21 protein-coding genes and 4 pseudogenes are annotated in these 22,533 nt (G+C 70.4%); 15 read left to right on the top strand and 10 right to left on the bottom strand.

The window, feature by feature from the left end; translation table 11 throughout:
• Both SSOG_RS54110 and SSOG_RS31710 read right to left on the bottom strand, forming a co-directional pair.
• A partial coding sequence (locus tag SSOG_RS54110) for a hypothetical protein (protein ID WP_039942053.1) occupies window positions 1–348 on the bottom strand: 348 nt, incomplete at its 3' end.
• A 152-nt stretch (window positions 349–500) separates the two neighbouring features.
• The gene (locus SSOG_RS31710) at window positions 501–1,226 is read right to left on the bottom strand and encodes a helix-turn-helix domain-containing protein (RefSeq protein WP_009718354.1); all 726 of its coding nucleotides are present in this window, start codon (window positions 1,224–1,226) and stop codon (window positions 501–503) included.
• Between the two features lie 222 nt (window positions 1,227–1,448).
• On the opposite strand from SSOG_RS31710, the pseudogene SSOG_RS49210 reads away from it, so the two are divergent.
• A pseudogene (locus SSOG_RS49210) lies at window positions 1,449–2,118 on the top strand (DUF4097 family beta strand repeat-containing protein).
• Window positions 2,119–2,147: 29 nt separating this feature from the next.
• Here SSOG_RS49210 and SSOG_RS31700 read toward each other — a convergent pair.
• On the bottom strand, window positions 2,148–3,356 hold the full coding sequence (locus SSOG_RS31700; RefSeq protein WP_009718352.1) for an RNA-guided endonuclease InsQ/TnpB family protein: 1,209 nt from the start codon (window positions 3,354–3,356) through the stop codon (window positions 2,148–2,150).
• Window positions 3,357–3,514: 158 nt separating this feature from the next.
• On the opposite strand from SSOG_RS31700, the gene SSOG_RS31695 reads away from it, so the two are divergent.
• Both SSOG_RS31695 and SSOG_RS31690 read left to right on the top strand, forming a co-directional pair.
• Window positions 3,515–4,471: a daunorubicin resistance protein DrrA family ABC transporter ATP-binding protein gene (locus SSOG_RS31695; protein ID WP_009718351.1), complete on the top strand. Its 957-nt coding sequence runs from the start codon at window positions 3,515–3,517 to the stop codon at window positions 4,469–4,471.
• Complete coding sequence (locus SSOG_RS31690; RefSeq protein ID WP_009718350.1) at window positions 4,468–5,259, top strand: ABC transporter permease; 792 nt, start codon at window positions 4,468–4,470, stop codon at window positions 5,257–5,259. The genes SSOG_RS31695 and SSOG_RS31690 overlap by 4 nt, the downstream gene beginning before the upstream one ends.
• A gap of 79 nt (window positions 5,260–5,338) precedes the next feature.
• On the opposite strand, the gene SSOG_RS31685 is transcribed toward SSOG_RS31690, so the two are convergent.
• The gene (locus SSOG_RS31685; protein WP_009718349.1) at window positions 5,339–6,508 is read right to left on the bottom strand and encodes a steroid 3-ketoacyl-CoA thiolase; all 1,170 of its coding nucleotides are present in this window, start codon (window positions 6,506–6,508) and stop codon (window positions 5,339–5,341) included.
• A gap of 237 nt (window positions 6,509–6,745) precedes the next feature.
• Here SSOG_RS31685 and SSOG_RS31680 point away from each other — a divergent pair, with 237 nt between their 5' ends.
• The gene (locus tag SSOG_RS31680) at window positions 6,746–7,978 is read left to right on the top strand and encodes a cytochrome P450 (RefSeq protein ID WP_039939153.1); all 1,233 of its coding nucleotides are present in this window, start codon (window positions 6,746–6,748) and stop codon (window positions 7,976–7,978) included.
• A 9-nt stretch (window positions 7,979–7,987) separates the two neighbouring features.
• On the opposite strand, the gene SSOG_RS31675 is transcribed toward SSOG_RS31680, so the two are convergent.
• The 3 genes and pseudogenes from SSOG_RS31675 to SSOG_RS31665 form a co-directional block, all read right to left on the bottom strand.
• The gene (locus SSOG_RS31675; protein ID WP_039939152.1) at window positions 7,988–8,656 is read right to left on the bottom strand and encodes a superoxide dismutase family protein; all 669 of its coding nucleotides are present in this window, start codon (window positions 8,654–8,656) and stop codon (window positions 7,988–7,990) included.
• 86 nt (window positions 8,657–8,742) lie between these two features.
• Window positions 8,743–10,820 (bottom strand): annotated as a pseudogene (locus tag SSOG_RS31670) (bifunctional glycosyltransferase 87/phosphatase PAP2 family protein).
• 280 nt (window positions 10,821–11,100) lie between these two features.
• Window positions 11,101–11,997, bottom strand: a complete 897-nt coding sequence (locus SSOG_RS31665) for an AraC family transcriptional regulator (RefSeq protein WP_039939151.1) — start codon at window positions 11,995–11,997, stop codon at window positions 11,101–11,103.
• A 67-nt stretch (window positions 11,998–12,064) separates the two neighbouring features.
• On the opposite strand from SSOG_RS31665, the gene SSOG_RS31660 reads away from it, so the two are divergent.
• Window positions 12,065–12,475 carry a DUF2000 domain-containing protein gene (locus SSOG_RS31660; RefSeq protein WP_009718344.1) on the top strand — a complete coding sequence of 137 codons (411 nt, stop codon included), beginning with the start codon at window positions 12,065–12,067 and terminating at the stop codon, window positions 12,473–12,475.
• Between the two features lie 123 nt (window positions 12,476–12,598).
• Window positions 12,599–12,688, top strand: a pseudogene (locus tag SSOG_RS56535) (polyprenyl diphosphate synthase); the annotation flags it as partial.
• A gap of 394 nt (window positions 12,689–13,082) precedes the next feature.
• Here SSOG_RS56535 and SSOG_RS31655 read toward each other — a convergent pair.
• Window positions 13,083–14,660 carry a zinc ribbon domain-containing protein gene (locus SSOG_RS31655; protein WP_245606420.1) on the bottom strand — a complete coding sequence of 526 codons (1,578 nt, stop codon included), beginning with the start codon at window positions 14,658–14,660 and terminating at the stop codon, window positions 13,083–13,085.
• Window positions 14,661–14,799: 139 nt separating this feature from the next.
• Here SSOG_RS31655 and SSOG_RS49205 point away from each other — a divergent pair.
• Window positions 14,800–15,150 (top strand): annotated as a pseudogene (locus SSOG_RS49205) (EF-hand domain-containing protein); the annotation flags it as partial.
• Here SSOG_RS49205 and SSOG_RS31645 read toward each other — a convergent pair.
• Window positions 15,116–15,544, bottom strand: coding sequence for a winged helix-turn-helix transcriptional regulator (locus SSOG_RS31645; RefSeq protein ID WP_009718341.1), 429 nt, complete (start codon window positions 15,542–15,544; stop codon window positions 15,116–15,118). The pseudogene SSOG_RS49205 and the gene SSOG_RS31645 sit on opposite strands and share 35 nt — an antisense overlap.
• Before the next feature lie 39 nt (window positions 15,545–15,583).
• Between SSOG_RS31645 and SSOG_RS31640 the strand changes: the two genes are divergently transcribed.
• Both SSOG_RS31640 and SSOG_RS31635 read left to right on the top strand, forming a co-directional pair.
• Window positions 15,584–17,092: an MFS transporter gene (locus SSOG_RS31640; RefSeq protein WP_009718340.1), complete on the top strand. Its 1,509-nt coding sequence runs from the start codon at window positions 15,584–15,586 to the stop codon at window positions 17,090–17,092.
• A 56-nt stretch (window positions 17,093–17,148) separates the two neighbouring features.
• Window positions 17,149–17,475 carry an antibiotic biosynthesis monooxygenase family protein gene (locus SSOG_RS31635; protein WP_009718339.1) on the top strand — a complete coding sequence of 109 codons (327 nt, stop codon included), beginning with the start codon at window positions 17,149–17,151 and terminating at the stop codon, window positions 17,473–17,475.
• A 31-nt stretch (window positions 17,476–17,506) separates the two neighbouring features.
• Here SSOG_RS31635 and SSOG_RS31630 read toward each other — a convergent pair whose 3' ends face one another.
• Window positions 17,507–18,403, bottom strand: a complete 897-nt coding sequence (locus tag SSOG_RS31630) for an arginase family protein (RefSeq protein WP_009718338.1) — start codon at window positions 18,401–18,403, stop codon at window positions 17,507–17,509.
• A gap of 44 nt (window positions 18,404–18,447) precedes the next feature.
• Between SSOG_RS31630 and SSOG_RS31625 the strand changes: the two genes are divergently transcribed.
• The 6 genes from SSOG_RS31625 to SSOG_RS47745 all read left to right on the top strand — a co-directional run.
• Window positions 18,448–18,711, top strand: a complete 264-nt coding sequence (locus tag SSOG_RS31625) for a hypothetical protein (protein WP_009718337.1) — start codon at window positions 18,448–18,450, stop codon at window positions 18,709–18,711.
• Window positions 18,712–18,773: 62 nt separating this feature from the next.
• Complete coding sequence (locus SSOG_RS31620) at window positions 18,774–19,511, top strand: response regulator transcription factor (RefSeq protein ID WP_009718336.1); 738 nt, start codon at window positions 18,774–18,776, stop codon at window positions 19,509–19,511.
• Window positions 19,508–20,236 (top strand): sensor histidine kinase, encoded by a 729-nt coding sequence (locus SSOG_RS31615; RefSeq protein ID WP_009718335.1) that lies wholly within the window; start codon window positions 19,508–19,510, stop codon window positions 20,234–20,236. The genes SSOG_RS31620 and SSOG_RS31615 overlap by 4 nt, the downstream gene beginning before the upstream one ends.
• Before the next feature lie 100 nt (window positions 20,237–20,336).
• On the top strand, window positions 20,337–21,581 hold the full coding sequence (locus SSOG_RS31610; protein ID WP_009718334.1) for a cytochrome P450: 1,245 nt from the start codon (window positions 20,337–20,339) through the stop codon (window positions 21,579–21,581).
• A gap of 23 nt (window positions 21,582–21,604) precedes the next feature.
• Window positions 21,605–21,805 carry a ferredoxin gene (locus tag SSOG_RS31605; protein ID WP_009718333.1) on the top strand — a complete coding sequence of 67 codons (201 nt, stop codon included), beginning with the start codon at window positions 21,605–21,607 and terminating at the stop codon, window positions 21,803–21,805.
• A partial coding sequence (locus tag SSOG_RS47745) for an NAD(P)/FAD-dependent oxidoreductase (RefSeq protein ID WP_167542525.1) occupies window positions 21,802–22,533 on the top strand: 732 nt, incomplete at its 3' end. The genes SSOG_RS31605 and SSOG_RS47745, both read left to right, overlap by 4 nt.

Here is a 22,533-nt window from a genome sequence, read left to right as displayed (position 1 = left end):
CCTCGCGTCCCACTGCGCGACCCACCTGCCGTCGCCGAACCGCAGCCCGGCCGTGCACTTATAGGTGTCACCGTCACAGTTGAGGGTCGTCACCGGGACCGGCGCCTTCACCGACCGGGCGGACGCCGTCCGGGCCGCGCTCTGGTGGAACACGTTCACCCCCCAGTCCGCGACCCACCTGCCGTCGCCGAACCGCAGCCCGGCCGTGCACTTATAGGTGTCACCATCGCAGTTGAGGGTGGTCACGGGGACGGGTGCGGCACCGGCCGCCGGGGCGACCGCGGTCGAAACCATGAGCAGGGCTCCCAGCCCCAGGAACGTACCGGTGAGCATTCGGCGAGCTGACATGTCGTCGCTTCCCTTTCGACTCAAGCCGCATGACGGTCGAGGACGCATAAATCACCTCAAGCGGCCAATCCGATGACATCGGAGAGGTTGGCTTTCCTTAACGGCTTTTTATGTGCCTGATCTCGTATGCCAGTTGAGCCCGACTTGAAGCGCTACCGATCGGCCGCTTCGGCCTCCGCGTAGAGAACCTCCCGGGCCTGCTGCGCGGCGCGGGTGATGCTCTCGCCGACGAAGTCGAGGAAGCGGGCGACGTTCTCCAGGCGGGCGGCGGCCGGGCTGTCGCGGCCGAGGACGCCGATGCCCTGCCGCGCGGTCTCGGCGAGCTCGGCGTTGGACCGGGCGCTGGCCAGCATCGACTGGTACCAGAGGTCCTCGTCGACGAAGTAGCGCTCGCGGCGGCGTTCGTCGCGCTCCCGGCGGACGAGGGTCTGCCCCTCCAGGAACGCGATCGTCTTGGAGATGGTCGCCGGGCTGACCTGGAGGCGCTGGACGAGTTCGGACGCGGTGAGGCTGCCCGAGTCGGCGGTGTAGAGGCAGGCCATCACCCGGGCCATCATCTTCGGCAGACCCGAGTGCATGAGGACGGTGGTGAACAACTCCTCGTACTCGCGCACGGCCTCGGTGTCGCGCCCGTCGGCCTGCGGGGGCGTCTGCTGCCCCCGGGGCGCGGGCTGCCTGCGCCGCTGGGCGCGGCGCTCGGTGGCGCGGTGGGCCAGGTCGGCGCGGTAGGCGGTGGGGCCGCCGTTCCGCATCACCTCACGCGTGACCGTCGAGGTGGGGCGGTCGAGCCGTCTGGCGATCTCCGCGTAGGCGAGGCCGTCGGCCAGCCCCAGCGTGATCTGCTGACGTTCCTGCTGGGTGAGCCTGCCTCCCGGCATCGCGATCTCCTCTCGTGCTCCCCGATGCCGCCACCATAGCGTTCACCTCCAAAGCATTGCAACGAACAGATGATCGTTATTGCATTAGCCTACAGAGTCATTGCATCGATTACCCAGCTCTGACCTGCGTTTATTGCGCTTCTACGCAACAGTTCTATTGATGGATTCGTAAATGCAACGTAGCGTTTCGCCCATCAGAAACAACGAGCAGAGGAGAGCACGATGCAGACCTTCGACACCCCCACCCCCATCTCGACCGTCCTCGACATCCCCGCGGGGCAGATCCGGTTCATCGCGGCCGACCGGACCGACACCACCGTCGAGGTCCTGCCCGCGGACAGCTCGAAGAGCCGCGACGTGAAGATGGCGGAGCAGACCACCGTCGAATACGGCGACGGCGTCCTGCGGATCGGCGCCTCGGCGAAGAACCAGTACTTCGGCCCCTCCGGATCCCTCGAGGTGACCGTCCAACTGCCCGCCGGTTCCCGGGTCGACGCGAAGGCGGCCAGCGCCGAACTCCGGGGCGTCGGACGCCTCGGCGACGTCGCCTTCGAGGGCGCGCACGGCTCCGTCAAGCTCGACGAGGCCGCGAGCGTCCGCCTCACCACCTCCGCCGGTGACGTCACCATCGGCCGCCTGACCGGCCCCGCGGAGATCAGCATCGCGAAGGGCGACATCCAGATCACCGAGGCCGTGCACGGCGCGGTCGTGCTGCGCACCCAGTCCGGCGACGTGTCGGTCGGCGCCGCCCCCGGAGTGTCCGCCTCCCTGGACGCCGGTACCACCTACGGCCGGATTCGCAACGCGCTCAACAACACCGAAAGGCGCCAACGCCGGACTGACCATCCACGCGAGTACCTCCTACGGCGACATCGTCGCCCGCAGCCTCTGAGGAGCACCGGACTTGACATCCTCCCCCGCCTAAAGGCGGGGGGTTCCAGCGGTCGCCCGCTGGGGTTCCTGCTTCACCGACGACCGCCCCGTCCGGGAGGACTCCCGTTGAGGTCTTACACCATCTCCACAGGCAGACGCCGCCAGCCCGGCGGCCAAAATGTTGCGCGCCGCGTTCACGTCGCGGTCATGCACGGCGCCGCAGACGCACGTCCACTCCCGGACGTTCAGCGGCAGGTTCTCGCGGACCGTGCCGCAGGCCCCGCACAGCTTGCTGCTGGGGAACCAGCGGTCGATCGTCACGAAGTCGCGCCCGTACCAGGCGCACTTGTACTCCAGCAGCGACCGGAGTTCCGTCCAGGCCGCATCCGAGATGGCGCGTGCGAGCTTGCCGTTCTTCAGCAGGTTGCGGACGGTGAGGTCCTCGATCACGACCGTTTGGTTCTCACGGACGAGCCGAGTCGACAGCTTGTGCAGGAAGTCCCGGCGCCGGTCGGCGATCCGGGCGTGGACCCTGGCCACCTTCACCCGGGCCTTGACCCGGTTGCTGGAGCCTTTCGCCTTGCGGGAGAGCTCTCGCTGCGCCTTCGCGAGACGAGCGCGGTCACGCCGCTCGTGCTTCGGGTTGACGATCTTCTCCCCGGTGGACAGGGTCACCAGGGAGGTGATCCCGGCATCCAGGCCGACTGCCGCGTCGGTGGCGGGCGCGAAGGCGATGGTGTCCTCACAGAGCAGGGACACGAACCAGCGCCCGGCGTTGTCGTGGGACACGGTCACCGTCGTCGGCTCCGCGCCCTCGGGCAGAGGGCGGGACCAGCGGATATCCAGCGGCTGGTCCATCTTCGCCAGTGTGAGCCGCCCGTCGCGCCATGTGAAGGCGCTGCGGGTGTACTCGGCCGACGCTCGGGAATCCTTCCGCGACTTGAAACGCGGGTACCTGGCACGTTTGGCGAAGAAGTTCCCGAACGCCGCCTGAAGATGGCGCAACGCCTGCTGGAGCGGGACGGAGGACACCTCCGCCAGGAAGGCGAGTCCCTCGGTCTTCTTCCACTCCGTCAGCGCGGCGGACGACTGCACATAGGAGACGCGGCGCTGCTCGCCGTACCAGGCGCGTGTGCGTTCCTCCAGCGCCTTGTTGTACACGAGGCGGACGCAGCCGAACGTGCGCGACAGCTCAGCCGCCTGCCCGCCCGTGGGGTAAAAGCGGTACTTGAACGCCCGCTTGACCTGCTGTGTCACATCTCACACCCTATCAACTCCCGTGTGACGGCAGGTGCCGACCGGTTGTCGCAGACGCCGAATCGCCCTGGAGGCGATTCGATCCCCCCTGCCCTGCTCCGCAGGAGCTTCGTTTTCCTACCCGGCTTGAAGGCCGGGGCATCCACGAAGGAATCCCGATGACCCACCTGGCCATCGCGGCGAACGCGCTGCGCAAGTCCTACGGCGACAAGGTCGTCCTCGACGGCATCGACCTGGCCGTCCCCGAGGGAACGGTCTTCTCCCTGCTCGGCCCGAACGGCGCCGGGAAGACCACCGCCGTCAAGATCCTCTCCACCCTCATCACCGCCGACGGCGGCCGGGCCCTGGTCGCGGGCCACGACATCGCCGCCGACCCGCAGGCGGTCCGTGCCGCGATCGGCGTCACCGGGCAGTTCTCCGCCGTCGACGGGCTGATCACCGGCGAGGAGAACATGCTCCTCATGGCGGACCTGCACCACCTCTCCCGCCGCGAGGGCCGGCGGGTCGCCGCCGAACTGCTGGAGCGCTTCGACCTGGTCGAGGCCGCGAAGAAGCCCGCCTCCACCTACTCCGGCGGCATGAAGCGCCGCCTCGACATCGCCATGACCCTGGTCGGCAACCCGCGGATCATCTTCCTCGACGAACCCACCACCGGCCTCGACCCCCGCAGCCGCCACAACATGTGGCAGATCATCCGCGCACTCGTCTCCGACGGCGTCACCGTCTTCCTCACCACGCAGTACCTGGAGGAGGCCGATGAGTTGGCCGACCGTATCGCCGTGCTCAACGACGGGAAGATCGCCGCCGAGGGCACCGCGGCGGAGCTGAAGCGGCTCATCCCCGGCGGACACGTCCAGCTGCGCTTCGATGACCCCGCGGCGTACGAGCGGGCCGCGGGCGCGCTCCACGAGACCGTGCGCGACGACCAGGCGCTCACCCTCCAGATCCCCAGCGGCGGCACCCAGGGCGAACTGCGTTCCATCCTCGACTGGCTGGACGCCGCCGATGTGCACGCCGACGGCCTCACCGTGCACACCCCCGACCTGGACGACGTGTTCTTCGCCCTCACCGGCCCGGCCGACGTCCCCGACCAGCCCAAGGAGACCGTCAGATGAGTGCCCTCTCTCCAGTTATCCGCGACTCGTCCACCATGCTGCGCCGCAACCTCCTGCACGCCCGGCGCTATCCGTCCCTCACCCTGAACCTGCTGCTCACCCCGATCATGATGCTGTTGCTCTTCGTCTACGTCTTCGGCGACACGATGAGCGCGGGCATCGGTGGCAGCGGTCCGGACCGCTCCGAGTACATCGCGTACATCGTCCCGGGCCTGCTGCTGATGACCATCGGCAGCACCGTGATCGGGACCGCGGTCTCCGTCTCCACCGATATGACCGAGGGCATCATCGCCCGCTTCCGCACCATGGCGATCCACCGCGGTTCGGTGCTCATCGGGCACGTGGTCGGCAGCGTCTTGCAGTCGGTCATGAGCGTGGTCCTCGTGGGCGCCGTGGCCGTGGCCATCGGCTTCCGGTCCACGGACGCTTCGGCCTGGGAGTGGCTCGCGGCGTTCGGGCTGCTGGTGCTCTTCGCCCTGGCGCTCACCTGGATCGCGGTCGGCATGGGCCTGGTCAGCCCGAACGCCGAGGCCGCCAGCAACAACGCGATGCCGCTGATCCTGCTGCCGCTGATCTCAAGCGCCTTCGTCCCCGTCGACGCCCTGCCCGGCTGGCTCCGGCCGATCGCCGAGTACCAGCCGTTCACACCCGCCATCGAGACCCTGCGCGGTCTGCTGCTCGGCAGCGAGATCGGCCACAACGGATGGCTCGCGGCGGCCTGGTGCCTGGGGCTCGCGGTGCTCGGCTACTCCTGGTCGACCTCGACGTTCAACCGCGATCAGAAGTGACCGGATCACCCGCCCGGACGCACGACCGCAGGAGCGCCCCCGGCCCTCGGGCCGGGGGTTCGTCACAGCCGCTGGAACGTCACAGCCGCTGGATGATGGTCCCGGTCGCCAGCGCCCCGCCCGCGCACATCGTGATCAGCGCGAACTCCTTGTCCGCCCGCTCCAGTTCATGCAGCGCCGTGGTGATCAGCCGCGCTCCGGTCGCCCCCACGGGGTGGCCGAGCGCGATGGCGCCGCCGTTGACGTTCACCTTCTCCAGGTCCTGTTCGAAGACCTGGGCCCAGGACAGCACGACCGACGCGAACGCCTCGTTGATCTCGATCACGTCGATGTCCTTGAGCGTCATCCCGGCCTTCCCCAGCACCGCCCGGGTCGCGTCGACCGGACCGTCCAGGTGGTAGTGGGGATCGGTGCCGACCAGGGCCTGGGCGACGATCCGGGCGCGAGGGCGCAGCTTCAGCGCGCGGGCCATCCGCTTGGACGCCCACAGCACCGCGCACGCGCCGTCCGAGATCTGGGAGGAGTTGCCCGCCGTGTGCACGGCGGTCGGCATGATGGGCTTGAGCCCGCCGAGCGCCTCCATGCTGGTGTCGCGCAGCCCCTCGTCCCGGTCGACGGCCCGCCACATGCCCTCCCCGGCCGCCTGTTCGTCCTCGGTGGTGGGCACCTGCACCGCGAAGGTCTCACGCTTGAAGCGCTCCTCGGCCCAGGCCCGGGCGGCGCGCTCCTGGGAGAGGAGGCCGAGGGAGTCGACGTTCCCCCGGGTGAGCCCGCGCCGCCGGGCGATCCGCTCGGCGGCCTCGAACTGGTTGGGCAGGTCGACGTTCCACTCCTCGGGGAACGGCTTGCCGGGACCGTGCTTGGAGCCGCTGCCGAGCGGCACCCGCGACATGGCCTCGACGCCGCAGCCGATGCCGATGTCGATGACGCCGGTGGCGACCATGGTGGCCACCATGTGGTTGGCCTGCTGGGAGGATCCGCACTGGCAGTCCACGGTGGTCGCCGCCGTCTCGTACGGGAGGCCCATGGCCAGCCAGGCGGTGCGCGCGGGGTTCATGGACTGCTCCCCCGCGTGAGTGACCGTGCCGCCGACAATTTGTTCGACGCAGTCGGGCTGGATGCCGGTGCGGGCGAGGAGTTCGCGGTAGGTTTCCCCGAGGAGATAGGCGGGGTGGAGATTCGCGAGCGCGCCTCCGCGCCTTCCGATGGGGGTGCGTACGGCTTCCACGATGACGGGTTCCGCGGCCATGACTCGTCCTCTTCTCCATCGCGTCCGCGGGGGCTCCCGGCAGCGCCCGCGCCAGAACTAGTACGCGTTCTAGTTCCTCGCTCAGTCTGCTGAGGCCCGGCCTGACGGCGCAAGGGTTGTGCACAGGACGACTTGGGGCGTCGACCTCAAGAAGCCCCGCCGTGGCCCTTGCTACTTGTAGAACCCGTTACTACCTTCTGGACACTTTCTGATAGGCCGTCAGATCTGGAGTGGCCGATGTCCTGTCCAGCGCTCCCCGAAGGCTTTGACTTCACCGACCCCGATCTCCATGAGCACCGGGTGCCACTCCCCGAGTTCGCCCAGCTGCGGCAGACGGCCCCCGTGTCATGGATCCCCCAACGGCATGGCATCGCCGGGTACGAGGACGACGGCTACTGGGCCGTCACCCGGCACGCCGACGTCAAGGAGGTCTCGACCCGGCCCGAGATCTTCTCCTCGCACCGCAACACCGCGATCATCCGCTTCAACGAGCACATCCAGCGCGACCAGATCGAGGTCCAGAAGCTGATCATGCTCAACATGGACCCGCCCGAACACACCCGGGTCCGCCAGATCGTCCAGCGCGGTTTCACCCCGCGCGCGATCCGCTCCCTGGAGGCCGCCCTCCACGACCGCGCGACCCGCATCGTGGCCGGCGCCAAGGAGAACGGCACCGGTGACTTCGTCACCGACATCGCCTGCGAACTCCCGCTCCAGGCCATCGCCGAGCTGATCGGCATCCCCCAGCAGGACCGGTCCAAGATCTTCGACTGGTCCAACAAGATGGTCGCGTACGACGACCCGGAGCTGGCCATCACCGAGGAGATCGGCGCCGAGTCGGCCATGGAGCTGATCTCGTACGCCATGAACCTGGCCTCGAACCGCAAGCAGTGCCCCGCCAAGGACATCGTCAGCGCCCTGGTCGCCGCCGAGGACCAGGGCAACCTGGGCTCCGACGAGTTCGGCTTCTTCGTCCTGCTGCTGGCCGTCGCGGGCAATGAGACCACCCGCAACGCCATCAGCCACGGCATGCACGCCTTCCTCACCCACCCCGAGCAGTGGGAGCTGTTCAAGCGCGAACGCCACGCGACCGCCGCCGACGAGATCGTCCGGTGGGCCACCCCCGTGATGTCCTTCCAGCGCACCGCCACCCAGGACACCACGCTCGGCGGCCAGTCGATCCGGGCGGGCCAGCGGGTCGGCGTGTTCTACTCGTCCGCCAACAACGACCCCGAGGTCTTCGACCGCCCCGAGGTCTTCGACATCACCCGCGACCCCAACCCCCACCTCGGCTTCGGTGGCGGCGGACCGCACTTCTGCCTCGGCAAGAGCCTCGCCGAACTGGAGATCCGGCTGATCTTCAACGCGATCGCGGACACCCTCCCCGGCATCCGCCTCACCGGCGCGCCGCGGCGGCTGCGGTCGGCCTGGCTGAACGGCATCAAGGAGCTGCGGGTGAGCTACGCGTAGCCACCGTCGCTACTTGAACGGCACGTTGATGCAGGCCACCCGGTCCCCGGCCATGCCCGCCCGTCCCTGGTGGGTGGAGGTGCCATGCTCATGGATCACCACCGAGCGCGCCTCACCGGCCCTGAAGTGCCACTTCACCAGGGACTTGGCGCGGGCGTCGCCACGGCTGTTGGTGGTGACGTCGAGCCACATCTCATTGCGCGGGTTGGCGTACTTGGGGTTCGTGGACGGCTGCTCCGGGTCCTTCATGTTCTGGTAGTGCGGACCGGACGAGTCGGGCCGGGTGCCGCACGGCCTGGTGTGCACGTGTATCCCGAAGTGGTGGTCGGGTTCGACCCCGCGCAGGGCCAGGAAGACGAACGTGCCGCGCGGCGGCATCCCGTGCTTCCCGTGCTCCCCCTGCTCCCGCATCTCATGGTCCCGCATCTCGCCGTGCCACTTCCCCGGGAGCCGCAGCTCCGCGACGAGCGCCACGGCGGTCGTGGGCACGAGCGCGCTGTCGTACGTCACCGCACCACGGTCGCCTTGGGCCTGCGAGGCGGGCCGGAACCGCTCCAGGACGAACGCCGTGGGATTCGGCGAAGGATCGGCGGCCGTGGCACTCGGCGCGGCGGCCGCGGGTGAGATGACGGTCATCGATACGGCCAGCGCGGCGGCGGCCGCCGTTACCAGGGACATCCTCAGATCCCTCCTTGGTCGGGACCCCCGAGACTTCCTGGCGTTTATACCGCTTTTCCCCACGCTAGACCGGTGCACCGGACCCTTCAACGCGAGGCATCGGCCGGTTCTGCCGCATCCTTCTCTTGGGGGACCGCCTGGGGGACCCCCGCCACCTGGGACGTCTCTCCCGGCTCCCCGGCGCGCGGCCTCCGCACCAGCGCCCGGGCGCGCTCCCGTACGCCCCGGGCGCCCGCCGACAGCATCGCGGTGACCGAGCCGTTCGCCTCCTCGGCGGGCTTCCTGCCGACCCCGAGCAGCACGTACTGAAGGCCGAATCCGGCCGCGACGACGGCCGCGCCGCCGACCGCGTCCAGCACGTAGTGGTTCGCCGTGCCGACGATCACCGCGACCGTGAGCAGCGGGTACAGCATGCCGAGGATCTTCATCCACAGGTACGGCGCCACCAGCGCGATGACCACCCCGCACCACAGCGACCAGCCCACGTGCAGCGACGGCATGGCCGCGTACTGGTTGGACAGCTTGGTGAGCGCGCCGAAGTCCGGGTTGTTCAGGTCCTGCGGGCCGTGCGCCGTGTCGACGTACCCGAGGCCCATCAGCCGCGGCGGGGCCAGCGGGTAGAGCCAGAAGCCGACCAGCGCGAGCAGCGTCGCGAACGCGAGCGGGGTGCGGGCCCAGCGGTAGGTCGCGGGGCGGCGCAGATAGAGCCAGCCCAGCAGGGACAGCGGGATCAGGAAGTGGAAGGTGCTGTAGTACCAGTTCATGCCGTCCCGCAGCCACGGGGTGTCCGCGACCAGCAGGTTGAACCAGTGCTCGATGTCGATGTGCAGGAAGCTCTCGATGGACAGCACCTGATGGCCGTGGCCCTCGGCGATGCCGCGCTCGTCGGGCGCGTGCGCGCGGATCCACGAGTACGCGAAGTAGCCGACGCGGATGAACATCAGCTCCAGCAGCAGGTTCGGGCGCGACAGCGGCCGCCGTACGAAGCGCAGCAGCGGCACCCAGGCGAACCGGCCGCGGTGCGGCTCCTGGACCGGCGTCGGCTCCGGGGCTGTCCCACTGAGGGGGAGGTCCGGGAGACGAACGGCACCAGGCAGGCGGCGGCGAGCGCCGCCAGCAGCGGCGCGTTGTAGCCGATGTGTCCGGCGATCTTGAGGTCGGGCAGCAGCGCGGTGCGGCTCAGCGTCATCACCAGCACCACCAGCACCGGCCACACCAGCCGGTCCGCGGCCCGGCGGCCCACCCGGCCGACGACCGCGAGCAGGATCCACAGCTGCTGGTACTGCCAGGAGGTGGGCGAGACCGCCAGCGCCACACAGCCGGTGATCGCCGCGGCCAGCAGCAGCTGTCCGTCCCGCGCGTACCGCACCGCGCGCCGCAGGCCGACGACCGCGACCGCGACCGCCAGGACCGCGAGCAGCGCCAGCTCGGCCGGCCCCTCCAGACCGATGCGCAGCAGCAGCCCGTGCAGCGACTGGTTGGCCAGGCTGTCGGCGGGCTCGCCGAGCCCGGCGCCGCCGAGGTGGTGGACCCAGTACGAGCCGGAGTCGTGCGGCATGGCGGCCCAGGCCAGCGCGGTGCACGCGGCGAACGTCGCGCCCGCGAGCGCGGCCGAACGCCGCTGCCCCAGCAGCCACATGACGACGCCGAACAGCAGCAGCGCGGGCTGGAGGGCGGCGGCCACGCCGATGAGGACGCCCGCCTGCCGCCCGGAGGTGCGCGGCAGCACGGTGAGCACGACCAACAGCACCGGGATGATGCTGGTCTGACCGAGCGTGAAGGTGTTGCGGACCGGCAGGGACAGCGTCAGCAGGCAGATCGCCAGCGGCGCGGCCACCAGCGAGGTGCGGCGGGAGACCGGCCCCGGCAGGGCGCGCGCGGCGACCAGCCCGAGGACGACGACGAGCAGCAGGGTGCCGAACGTCCAGGCGACGCCCAGGCTCTGTTCGGCGGCCCGGGTCAGCGGTTTGAGCACCAGCCCGGAGAACGGGGTTCCGGTGAACGCGTCCCCGTCGTACAGCGAACCGCCCACATGGAGGACGCCCTGCTCGCCGATCCAGGTCTCCAGGTCGGTCAGCCGCTCGTCCGGGGGCAGCCGCAGCACCGCCGCCGCCTGCCGGGCCGCGAGCAGACCGGCCAGCAGCCAGAGGGCGCCGAGCACCATCATCGTCCGCGACGTCCGCGCCCCGATGGCACCGGAGCCCGGCCCCGCTCCCGGCCCCGGGGTACTCCGCAGTCCGCTTCGATCCACGTTCGCCACGCCCTGCCGCTCCCCCACTCGCCCTCTTTACCTGTTCGGAATGTTTGACCCTACTGAGCCCACTACTCAGACGCGCTATACACCCTCTTCACCTGACAGTCGCCCACGGTTGGCCGAAACCTGTCAGGCTTTGGCGGAAGTGCGCCTGTACGCCCGGAGTCCGTACGGTTCGCGGCCAATTTCATCAGGGCCGCGGGGTACGGAGCGAATCGGGCCCCGCGGCGTGCTGGAACGCACCCGGGGTGATCCCGAAGCACCGCACGAACCAGCGGTGGAAGTGACTTTGGTCGGCGAACCCCGCCACGGCCGCCGCCTCCGCCGCCGTACTGCCCGCCACCAGCAGCCCGCGCGCCTGACGCAGCCGCAGCTGCCGCTGGAAGTCGCTCGGCGCCATCCCGTACTCCGCCCGGAACGCCCGGTACAGCGCGAACCTGCTGCACCCCGCCGCCTCCGCCAGCCGCTCCGCCGAGATCTCCGTCCCGTACTCCTCCTCCAGCAGCGCCCGCGCCCGCCGCGCCGCCCACGCCTGCCCGCCACCCCCGGGCGGCAGCGCCCTGGCCCGCACCGGGCGGGTGGCGCTGCGCCGCACCATCGCGCCGACGGCCGCGGTCAGCCGCTCGTCGCGGACCAGCGGACCGGCGCCGTCGACCAGGGCGGTGTGCAGCCGCAACAGGGCGCGCCCCAGCACCGGGTCGTCCAGCACGGGCTGGTCGAACAGCGGCAGCGGCACCGGCCCGTCCCCGCCGCCTCCCGCGTCGGCCAGGACGTCGCGCATCACATCCGGGCCGATGTGCATGATGCGGTACTTGTAGCCGAGTTCGGCGGCCGCCTCCCCGTCATGCGGATCGTCCGGGTTGAACACCATCACCATCCCCGCCCCGCTGGTGCGCAGCGCGCCCCGGCAGCGGAAGCGCTGCGCGCCGATCTCGGTGACGGCGAAGGAGTAGGTGTCGTGGCTGTGCGGATGGAAACGATGGCTGAAGAAGTGCGCGTGCATGGCCTCGACGGACCGCTCCGGGTCACGCCAGTACCGCGCCCAGTCCCCCGAACCGCCGCCGCCCTCCGCACCGCCTCCGCCCATCACCCCATTCTGCCGTCTCGCACCAGCGTTCAATACGGGGCCTCGGAGGCCGGGCGAAGGTGACGGCATGCGATTCGACACCAAGATCGCCGTCATCGTCCGGGACGACCTCGCCGACTGGCAGAAGCTGAACGTGACGGCCTTCCTCTCCAGCGGGCTCTCCCACGCCACCGACGAGATCGTCGGCAAGCCGTACGAGGACGCCTCGGGCCATACGTACCTCCCGATGTTCCGCGAACCGGTCCTCGTTTACGCCGCCGACGCCCCCGGCCTCTTCCGCGCCCACAGCCGCGCCCTCACCCGCGGCCTCCCGACGGCCCTCTACACGGAGGAGCTGTTCGGCACCGACAACGAGGACGACAACCGTGCCACGGTCCGCACCGTCGAGGCCCCCGACCTCAACCTGGTCGGCCTCGCCCTCTACGGCCCGCGCAGCCAGGTGGACAAGGTGACGCGGGGCCTGCGGCTGCACCGCTGAACCGCGCCTGCCCCGACCCGCGCGGCGCGCATCACCGATGGATTCGGGCAATCGTTCCCAGGGTGAATGTGTGGCTCTGGCGCGGCATTCGGGCTCGGGGCCTGCCACCCTGCTTCAGGCGCGATCGCCGTGTCAGGTCACCGGGCTGCGGAGACGACCGTGATCGACGTCATCGAGTCGGCCCGGGCCGGGGGCGTGGAGTGGCTGAGCGTCTCTGATCAGCTGAGCGATCCTGTGCGGACCGTAGGGTCTGGCACGGGTTCTGCCCACCTGGGTGGGGAGGCATGGGCGTGGAGGTGGAATCCCGCGCCCAGCGCTGCTCCTCGTGGCCGGTGGCCTTTGGTGGGTGTGCTGATCGTATGCACGTCCTGGTGCCGGTGGGCTGCGCGGGGCAGCCGGGTCCGGTCCGTTGGTGCGTGTCCCTCCGGACGCTGGCCGGCAGGGCCGCGTGTGCGCCCTGCTGGGGAGGGAACCTCGCGTCGCCTGGGCGCGAGGCGGTTGGTACGTGGCCGGGTGGGGCCGGTCTTCGTCCGGTCCTTCCGGGCGGTCTTGGGCTCGGTGGTGATGACGGCCTTGGATTCGATCGTGTCGACTACGGAGCGGATCGTCATGGTCCGTTGGCGCGGTCGGTGACGGTCTTGTTCTGGTGGGTGAGGCCGCGGGCTGCGATCCGGCGCCAGGCGCCCTGGTCGCGGTCGCCCTGCCAGCCGCACTCGGTGTTGGGGCAGATGGCCCACTTCCATCCCGCGGTGGTGGGCCGGTCGGGGGCCTTGCGGTGCCGGAGCGGGGTGAGGCAGCACGGGCAGTGTTTGCTGGTGTTCCTGGCCGGGACGGTGACGACGGCGATGCCGGTTTCGGCGGCGAGGTGCCGCATGCGGTCGGTGATCTGGCCGCGTACGGTCTGCGACATACGGGTGTTGTGGGTGCGGCCCGTGCCCCCGGCTTCCATCGATCGCAGGTCTTCCAGATAGATGACCGTGGCCCCGGCGGCGATGGCCTGGTCAACGCTCCAGCGGGCAGCACTCCAGGCCAGGGCGTCGTTGAGGTTGGAGCGGCGCTCGGATACGCGACGGATCTCCTCAGTCAGCACTGTCGCCTTGGCGTCCAGGGATTGGTCGGCGAGCCGGGTGTAGTGGTCGGTCTTGGCGTGCAGCCGTTCGCAGATGCCGCGGAGCCGGTGCTGCTTGGCGAGCACGCCGGCAGCCCGGAACTGTGCTCCTGCCCCGAGTGTGGTGATGCGGCCGTCATCGTGGAGCCGGGCGGCACCGGCGGACAGCAACGTGCCCAGTCCCCAGTCCACGCCGAGTGCCACCGTGTGACCGATGCGCCGGGCTTGGGGGACGGGGTGGGTGTAGGCGAGGTCGGCGCGCACCTTGGCGTCTGTCATGCGCAGGGTGGGCAGGTGGAGGATCGCGTTCGGCGGAATGGTGGGTGGCAGGGTGATGGGGCAGGCGACCCAGGCCCAGTCCGCGTAGGTGCGCGGGTCCGGGCGGGTGGGTAGCTGGAGCCGCAGGAGTGCTCGCTGTCGGTCGTCCTCGCCGCGTTCGATTGTGGCCTGTTGCCCGTCACAGGCGGCCAGCAGCAGCATCCTGGCGACGCGGGGTGCGGGTTCCAGCTCGAACACGTCGGCCGCACGCCGCCCGTTCCTCCGCTCGAAAGAGACCACCTGGCGGGTGCGGGAGCGGATCACACTGGACGGCAGGTACTCACCACCCGGTATCGCGGCGCGTACCTGATCCCACTCCTGCGGGGTCCGTTTGTCCGGATCGCGCGGCCAGGTCCGAAGGACCGCCGAGGTCAACCCGGCCCGCCAGTTGGCCGACCGCAGCGCGCGCCCGGCCTGTTCCTGGGCCATGCGTACGATCCGGTCGTTGACCCTCACACCCCGGGCCGGGGTAGCGGTCCAGCCCAGCCGGCGCAGCGCCATCCACGCGTTGGACGGAAGTTTCCGCCCGCCCGGGTCCGCACCCGAGGCAAGGGTGTCCACGTCGGCGGTGTTCCAGTGCTCGGCCAGCAGTTCGGCGGCCATGGCGCAGACCAGATCGACCGTCCAGCCGACCCGCCGTGCCAGGACAGCGGTCGACAGCGCCTCCCCCGTCTTCTCCACCACGCCCGCACGCAACAGAACACGGGCACAGGCGGCCCGACCCGCTTCGCCCTCGCCGAGCGGCAGCCTCCGACTCACCAGCCGCTCCCTTTCCGCACGTAGTGGTGTCATCCGATCAACGACACTCCCGTGAAAAGGTCACCCATTCGAACCACGCACCCACATACGTCACTGAAACCGGTCCCGCACCGCGCGGTCGCGAAACTCCAGCGGATCGGAAACAAGGCTCTACGACGCCTACGCCGACTAGTGGCGGGAACTCCAGACGGCACTGGACACCGACGGCGACGGCCGCGTCAGCGCCCGCGAATACGCCACCGCCGTCCCCTCCCTGGCCGGACCCTCCCTGATCAGGGTCGCCGAGGTCCTCTTCGACGCGACGGACAGGGACGGCGACCAGTACATCGACGCAGACGAATACCGGACGCTGTTCCGGACCGCGTTCCACCGCGACACCGCCGGCACGGACCGCACCTGTTCGCGCGGCGCCTTCATCGGGGATTTCCTGTCCTTCATGTCCGGCCGCCGGCGATCTACCGCCTACGACCCTCTGCTCGCCCAGGCGTGAGCGGCTCAGGAGCCGATGCCGTAGCGGCGTCGTAGGCGGCACGGGCGACGGTGATGTCGGCTCGGTGGCGTTCCGCCCAGCCGACGAGCCCGGTGAGGGTGGCGTGGAGTTCACGAGCCATGGGCGTGAGGCTGTATTCCACCTTGGGCGGCACCGTGGGGTAGACGGTCCGAATGAGCAGGCCATCGCGTTCCAGCTTGCGCAGGTTCAAGGTGAGCATGCGCCGGCTGATGCCTGCGATGGCGCGTTCCAACTGGGTGAATCGGACCGGCCCGGGTGCGGCGGCGACAAGGATTCCGATGCTCCACTTGCCCGCGACGTGGTCGAGGACCTCGGTGAGCGGGCACGCCTCGTTGCTGACCTGGTCGGACACATCAGTGTGACTGCGTGACATGAAAGTGCCTCCTTCCGCCGCGCGCCATAGTTACAGAGGATGACGCCTGTAACAAGTCGTGCACCATTGGAAGGGGCCTCCGTGCGGAGAACCGACTCATCAGCACAGACATCACGTTGGTCGGCACTGGCCGTGCTCTGTGCCGGGCAGTTGATGGTCATCCTCGACGGGACCATCGTGAACGTGGCACTGCCGTCGATCCAGCAGGACATCGGCTTCTCCTCGTCGGGCCTGGCCTGGGTGGTCAACGCCTACCTGGTCCCCTTCGGTGGTCTGCTGCTGCTTTCCGGACGGCTCGGCGACCTCATCGGACGCAAGCGCGTCTTCATCACCGGTCTGATCGTCTTCACCGCTGCCTCGCTGCTGTGCGGTGTGTCGCAGAACCCGGGGATGCTGCTGACTTCCCGGTTCGTCCAGGGCATCGGCGGCGCGGTGACCTCCGCGGTCACCCTCGGCATGGTCGTCACCCTGTTCCCGCTGCCGAAGGAGCGGGCCAAGGCCATCGGCGTCTACAGCTTCGTCCAGTCCGCCGGTGGCTCGATGGGCCTCCTCGCCGGCGGCGCCCTGACGCAGACCATCAGCTGGCACTGGATCTTCTTCGTCAATGTTCCGATCGGCATCGTCGCCGCGCTGTTGGCCGGGCGCGTGCTCGCCTCCGAGCGCGGCGTCGGCCTGGACAAGGGGACCGACGTCATAGGCGCGCTCCTGATCACATCCGCACTGATGCTCGGCGTCTACACGATCGTCGAGACCGCCGACTACGGCTGGACTTCCGTACACACCACGAGTTTCGGCGCCGCGGCACTCGCCCTGCTGCTCGCATTCGTCGCTCGCCAGACGAAGGCGACCCGCCCGCTCCTGCCGCTGCGTGTGTTCCGCTCGCGCAATGTCTCAATGGCGATGGGCATCCAGGCCCTCATGGTGGCCGGGATGTTCAGCTTCCAATTTCTGTGCGTGCTCTACCTCCAGAAGGTGCTCCGCTTCGACGAGGTGCACACCGGCCTCGGCATCTTTCCGGTCTCCGTCGCGATCGGCGCGCTGTCTCTCGGCATCGCGCCCAAGCTGATCGCGCGCTTCGGCCCTCGTGCCGTGCTCCTTCCGGGGCTCTCCCTCATCACGGCAGGTCTCGCCGCGCTCAGCCGCGTCCCGGCAGGCGGGAGCTACCTCGTGGACGTCCTGCCCGCGCTGCTGCCGCTGGGTATCGGCTTCGGCCTCGCGATGCCGTCGCTGGCCACGCTCGCGATGTCAGCGGCCACGCCCCAGGACTCCGGGATCGCCTCCGGCATGTTCAACACCATGCAGCAGATCGGCAGCGCATTCGGCCTCGCGGTCCTCAGCACGCTCGCCACCTCGCATACGGCTGCCCTGCTGGGCTCCGGGGCAAGCACTGCCTCGGCACTCACGGGTGGCTACCAGCTCGCCTTCCGCATCGGCTCGGGCCTCGTCGCCATCGCTCTCCTCCTCGCCGCCACCCTGCCGCGATCGCCCGCCGCTGCGCCACGTCCGGCGGCCGAGAAGAAGCCGGTCGCCGAGAACGCCGCCCGCTGACCGACGGCAGCGTCCCGAAGTGCCCCATGCTCATGGCGATGCGGCAGGATGGGCCCATGAGCATCGTCAAGATCAATGTGCTGACCGTTCCCGAGGAGCAGCGCGAGGTGCTGGAGAAGCGCTTCGCCTCCCGCGCCGGGACCGTGGAGAACTCCGACGGCTTCGAGTGGTTCGAGCTGCTGCGCCCGGTCGAGGGCACCGACCAGTACCTCGTCTACACGCGCTGGCGCAGCGAGGAGGACTTCCAGGCCTGGATGGAGGGCCCCATGAAGGCGGCCCACCAGCGCGGCGGCGAGGACGCCCCGCAGCAGAAGCCCGCCGCGGCCGGCTCCACGCTGTGGTCCTTCGAGGTCGTCCAGCAGGCCGCGCCCAAGCAGGGCTGAAGCGGCCGCCCGCCCACGGCTGATCCCGCGGTCAGCCGTGGGTGAAGGCCGTCTGGAGCAGATCGGCGAGGAGGGCCGCGCAGGAGCCGTCGGGGTCGAGGTCGGGGTCGTAGATGGTGAGGTTGAGGCCCACGCAGCGCTCCGACCGCACCAGACCCCGCAGCAGCGCGGCCAGCTCTTCGGGCTGGAGGCCGCCGGGGTCGGGGCTGTCGACGGCGGGCATCACGGACGGGTCCAGCACGTCCGCGTCCAGATGCACCCAGAAGCCTTCGGTCGCGGGCGCTTCGAGGCTCCGCAGGACCGTGTCCGCCGCTTCCCCGGCACCCCGCTTCCGGATCTCCTCGACCGTCATGTTCGCGATCTTCAACGCGGTCAGCTCGGCCCGCTCCGTGTCGTACTCCCGGATCCCCAGGAGCTGGACGTCCTCGTCCCTCAGGTACGGGCGGAGCCCCTCGATGTCCGTCAGGTCCGCCTGGCCCCGGCCGGTCGCGAGGGCCAGCTCCTCGCCGCCCGCGGCACCGATCCGGTCGGAGTTCCCGGGATGCCGGAAGTCCGAGGAGCCGTCGATGACGGCGAGTCCGTACCGCCCGATCCGGCGGAGCGCCACCGAGGCGCCGAGCTGGATGGAGCAGTCCCCGCCCAGCACGAGCGGGAAGTCCCCCGCCCGGACGTGGCGTTCGACCCGGTCGGCGAGCTTGCGGGTGTACGCCGCGATGGCCCCGGCGTTGAACACCCCGTCGCCCTCGCGCCAGTCACCGCGGTCATAGCGGGGCGGCACGACGACACCACCCTCGACCGCCCCGAGCCGCTCCACCACCCGCTGCTCCCGCAGCGCGCCCGCCAGCTTGTAACACCCGGGCACGGTCCCGTCGCGCGGCGGCCGGAGGCCGAGGTTGGACGGGGCGTCGATGACGACAATGCGGCGCATCCCGCCATTCTGACCGCACGGTCCGACAAGGGGCCACCGCATCGGTGCGACGGAACGCCATCCCCTCTGCTGCGGAAGCGCGCGACCTCACTTACCACCACGGTGTGGAACTCGTCTTCGGCGAACCGGCCTTCGTCAGCTGCCCGGCGATGTTCCACGACCCGGTCTTCCGCGCGCCGACATCGGGTGAGCTGGAGGCGATCAGCCGACGGGTCGGTGGACCACCGGCCGTTCTCGTGGCCTTCGAAGCGGACGCGCATGGGGAGGAGTGCGTCCACCGGACGGTGGGTGAACGGGCCCTGTCCTGAAGTCATCGGTGGGGGTCAGGGCCCCGGTGCCCCGGGGCGGGGGGTTCAACTAGGGTCTTCTCGTGTACGGGAGTGTCAGCGAGAAGCCGGTGCCCGCCCGCGGGGACGGGCAGCGCATTCTGGTCGTGGACGACGAGTCCAGGATCGCCGAACTGCTCTCGACCACCCTGGAGCTGGCCGGGTATCAGGTCGGCACGGCGGCCACCGGGGGTGAGGCGCTGGACCGGGTGGGGCGGGAGCGGCCGGATCTGGTGATCCTGGATGTGATGCTGCCGGATCTGGACGGGTTCACCGTGTGCCGACGGCTGGTGGCGGCCGACGAGGACCATCCGCCCGTACTCTTCCTCACCGCTCGCGACTCGCTGGATTCGCTGGTCACGGGGCTGGGCATCGGCGGAGGCGACTACGTCACCAAGCCGTTCCGGATCGCCGAGGTGCTGGCCCGGGTACAGGTGCTGCTGCGCGGGCGGCGGCGCGGGGTGCGGGCGGAGGAGCCGCCGAGGTACGCGGATCTGGTGCTGGACGATACGACCCGGCAGGCCCGGCGGGGCCGCCGCGCGCTGGACCTCACCCCGGCCGAGTACCGGCTGTTGCGCTATCTGCTGGTCAACGCCGGGCGGGTGGTGTCCAAGGAGCAGATCGGCGAGCATCTGTGGTTCAAGGACCACCGGGCTTACGGGGACAACGCCATCGAGAAGCTGATCTCCCGGCTGCGGCACAAGGTCGACGAGGCGGAACCGGCGCTGATCCACACCCGCCGTGGCTTCGGCTACTGGCTCGGCCGGCTCACCGCCGTATGAACGACAACGACGACGTGCACGGGGACGAGCGGCAGCAGCGGGTGGAGGTGCTGCTGCACGAGCTGCGCACCTCCCTGACCACCATCCGCGGCTGGGCCGAACTCCCGCTCCAGGGGCTCAGCGACGACCCCGAGCTGATGGTGCGCGCCCTGCGGCGGATCCAGGACGAGGCCGACCACATGTACGAGGGGATCCAGCGGGTGTTCCCCCGGGGGCACGCCACCTGGAAGCGGCCGCTGCACCTGGAGCGGGTGGATCTGCGGGACGTGGCCGACGAGGCGGTCGCGGACATGGGGCTGCTCGATCCCGAACGCCCCATCGCCCGGGAGGACTCCGGCCCGGCGACGCTCGTCGCCGATGCCCGGCTGCTGCGGCACGCCGTCCGCAATCTGCTGGGCAACGCGCTCCAGCACACCCCCGCCGGTTCCCCGGTGACGGTGGCCGTGCGCGGCCCGGTGAGCGGGCCCGGCGGGGCGCCGCGGGTCGAACTGTCGGTCGGCGACCGGGGTCCTGGCATGGGCCCGCGGGCGATGGCCCGGCTGACCACGCCGTACCAGGAGGACGGCCACGGCGAGCCGGGCGGCGGAGGCGGCGGGCTGGGACTGACCATCGTGCGGCGGGTGGTCGACCTGCACGGCGGCGAGGTGGCCGTGAGCAGCGCGTCCGACCGCGGTACGACGGTCACTGTGGCCTTGCCCACAGTCAGCGTTTCGTCAGGCAACTGACCGGGCGGCGTCAGGTCGGCGGGGTTCGCTGGTCATCACGTCCCCGGTGCACACAGGTTCACGCTCCGCTCCTGTCGGAATCCCCCACCCGAGGAGAGACATGACCGAGACGCTGGCAGAGACCACGCCCCACTCCGACGAGCCGATCCCGGCGTACCCGATGCCGCGGGCGTCCGGATGCCCCTTCGACCCGCCCCCGGCCGCGCAGGCGCTGCACGACGAACTGCCGGTCGCGAAGGTGCGGATGTGGGACGGCAGCACCCCGTGGCTGGTGACCCGGTACGGCGACGGGCGTGCCCTGCTCGCCGATCCGCGCGTCAGCTCCCAGTCCACGCTGCCCGGCTTTCCGCATCCGAACGCGGGCTTCCGCGAGAACGCCGAGCGGCGGCGTTCCTTCATCGCCATGGACGACCCCGAGCACGCGCGGATCCGCCGCATGGTGACCGCCCCGTTCGCCATCAAGCGGGTCGAGGCACTGCGGCCCTCCATCCAGAAGATCACCGATGAGCTGATCGACGGGATGCTGGCCGGGCCCAACTCGGCCGATCTGGTGAGCGCGCTCGCCCTGCCGCTGCCGTCCCTGGTGATCTGCACGCTCCTCGGGGTGCCGTACGAGGACCACGAGTTCTTCCAGGAGAAGAGCTCGCTCATGATCAACCGGTACTCGTCGGCCGAGGACATGATCGGCGCCAGCGACGCGCTGACCGACTACCTGGACGAGCTGATCGGGGTCAAACTCGCCGAGCCCGCCGACGACATGCTCTCCGAGCTGGCCACCCGGGTCGGCAGCGGTGAGCTGACCCGGCGCGAGGCCGCCAGCATGGGCGTCCTGCTGCTGATCGCCGGTCATGAGACCACCGCCAACATGATCGCCCTGGGCACCGTCGCCCTGCTGGAGAACCCCGACCAGCTCGCCGTCCTGCGGGAGACCGACGACCCGAAGGTGGTCGCCAAGGCGGTGGAGGAGCTGCTGCGGTACCTGACCATCGTGCACAACGGGCGGGGCCGGGTCGCGCTGGAAGATATCGAGGTCGGCGACGCAACCATCCGCGCCGGGGACGGCATCATCATCTACACCGGCACCGGCAATCGGGACCCGGAGCTGTTCCCCGAGCCCGACCGGCTGGACATCGGCCGCGACGCCCGCCGCCACATGGCGTTCGGCTTCGGCGTCCACCAGTGCCTCGGCCAGCCGCTCGCCCGGGTGGAGCTCCAGGTCGTCTACGGCACGCTCTACCGCCGCATCCCCACCCTGCGGCTGGCCACCGGCGCCGGCCAACTGCCGTACAAGCACGACGGCCTGGTGTACGGCGTCTACGAACTGCCCGTCACCTGGGACGCGTGAGCGAAGGAGTCAAGGGAGTCACCATGCGAGTGGAAGTCGATGTTCCCAAATGTGTCGCGTCCGGTCAGTGCGTGATGATCGCACCCGATGTGTTCGACCAGCGGGACGAGGACGGGATGGTCGTGCTGCTGGATGAGAAGCCCGGCGCCGAACTCCACGACGACGTACGGGAGTCCGCGATGATCTGCCCGGCGGCGGCGATCCGGGTGGTGGAGGAGGCGTGAGACGCGTCGTCGTGGTCGGTGCCTCCGCCGCCGGGCTCGCGGCGGCGGAGACACTGCGCCGGCAGGGGTACGACGGCACCCTCACCCTCGTAGGCGACGAACCCCACCCCCCGTACGACCGGCCGCCGCTGTCCAAGCAGATCCTCGACGGGCGGTGGGACGCCGGACGGCTGCCGCTGCGCGACCGGGGCCAGCTGGACGCGCTCGGGCTCGACCTGCGGCTCGGCACCGCCGCGACCGGGCTCGACCCGGCCGGGCGTACGGTCGCGCTCGCCGACGGGTCCGAGGTGCCGTACGACGGGCTGGTCGTCGCCACCGGCGTACGGCCGCGACGGCTGCCCGGCGATCAGCGGGGCTGCCATGTGCTGCGCACCCTGGACGACGCGCTGGCGCTGCGGGACCGGCTGGCGGCGGGGACGCGGCTGGTGGTGGTCGGCGCCGGGTTCCTCGGCGCCGAGGCCGCCGCCGTCGCGCGCGGGCTGGGCGCGGAGGTCACCCTGCTGGAACCGGCGCCGGTGCCGCTGGCGCCCGCGGTCGGCGAGGACGTCGGCCGGGTGCTGTCGCGGGCGCACCGCGACCACGGCGTGGACCTGCGCACCGGGGTCGCGGTGGCGGAGGTGACCGGCGGCGGGGTGCGGCTGGCGGACGGCGGCGTGGTCGCGGCGGACGAGGTGCTGGTCGCGGTCGGTTCCGTGCCCAACACCGAGTGGCTGGAGGGCAGCGGCCTC

Origin of the sequence: Streptomyces himastatinicus ATCC 53653, from assembly GCF_000158915.1 — a bacterium.
Taxonomy (GTDB): Bacteria; Actinomycetota; Actinomycetes; order Streptomycetales; family Streptomycetaceae; genus Streptomyces; species Streptomyces himastatinicus.
This window is presented reverse-complemented; position numbering and strand designations above follow the sequence as displayed.

What these genes read in the sequence shown, in the direction of transcription:
- SSOG_RS31710 (WP_009718354.1), bottom strand. Translation starts at nt 1,226, where the DNA reads ATGCCGGGAGGCAGGCTCACCCAGCAGGAACGTCAGCAGATCACGCTG.
- SSOG_RS31695 (WP_009718351.1), top strand. Translation starts at nt 3,515, where the DNA reads ATGACCCACCTGGCCATCGCGGCGAACGCGCTGCGCAAGTCCTACGGC.
- SSOG_RS31690 (WP_009718350.1), top strand. Translation starts at nt 4,468, where the DNA reads ATGAGTGCCCTCTCTCCAGTTATCCGCGACTCGTCCACCATGCTGCGC.
- SSOG_RS31685 (WP_009718349.1), bottom strand. Translation starts at nt 6,508, where the DNA reads ATGGCCGCGGAACCCGTCATCGTGGAAGCCGTACGCACCCCCATCGGA.
- SSOG_RS31680 (WP_039939153.1), top strand. Translation starts at nt 6,746, where the DNA reads ATGTCCTGTCCAGCGCTCCCCGAAGGCTTTGACTTCACCGACCCCGAT.
- SSOG_RS31675 (WP_039939152.1), bottom strand. Translation starts at nt 8,656, where the DNA reads ATGTCCCTGGTAACGGCGGCCGCCGCCGCGCTGGCCGTATCGATGACC.
- SSOG_RS31665 (WP_039939151.1), bottom strand. Translation starts at nt 11,997, where the DNA reads ATGGGCGGAGGCGGTGCGGAGGGCGGCGGCGGTTCGGGGGACTGGGCG.
- SSOG_RS31660 (WP_009718344.1), top strand. Translation starts at nt 12,065, where the DNA reads ATGCGATTCGACACCAAGATCGCCGTCATCGTCCGGGACGACCTCGCC.
- SSOG_RS31645 (WP_009718341.1), bottom strand. Translation starts at nt 15,544, where the DNA reads ATGTCACGCAGTCACACTGATGTGTCCGACCAGGTCAGCAACGAGGCG.
- SSOG_RS31640 (WP_009718340.1), top strand. Translation starts at nt 15,584, where the DNA reads ATGACGCCTGTAACAAGTCGTGCACCATTGGAAGGGGCCTCCGTGCGG.
- SSOG_RS31635 (WP_009718339.1), top strand. Translation starts at nt 17,149, where the DNA reads ATGAGCATCGTCAAGATCAATGTGCTGACCGTTCCCGAGGAGCAGCGC.
- SSOG_RS31630 (WP_009718338.1), bottom strand. Translation starts at nt 18,403, where the DNA reads ATGCGCCGCATTGTCGTCATCGACGCCCCGTCCAACCTCGGCCTCCGG.
- SSOG_RS31615 (WP_009718335.1), top strand. Translation starts at nt 19,508, where the DNA reads ATGAACGACAACGACGACGTGCACGGGGACGAGCGGCAGCAGCGGGTG.
- SSOG_RS31610 (WP_009718334.1), top strand. Translation starts at nt 20,337, where the DNA reads ATGACCGAGACGCTGGCAGAGACCACGCCCCACTCCGACGAGCCGATC.
- SSOG_RS31605 (WP_009718333.1), top strand. Translation starts at nt 21,605, where the DNA reads ATGCGAGTGGAAGTCGATGTTCCCAAATGTGTCGCGTCCGGTCAGTGC.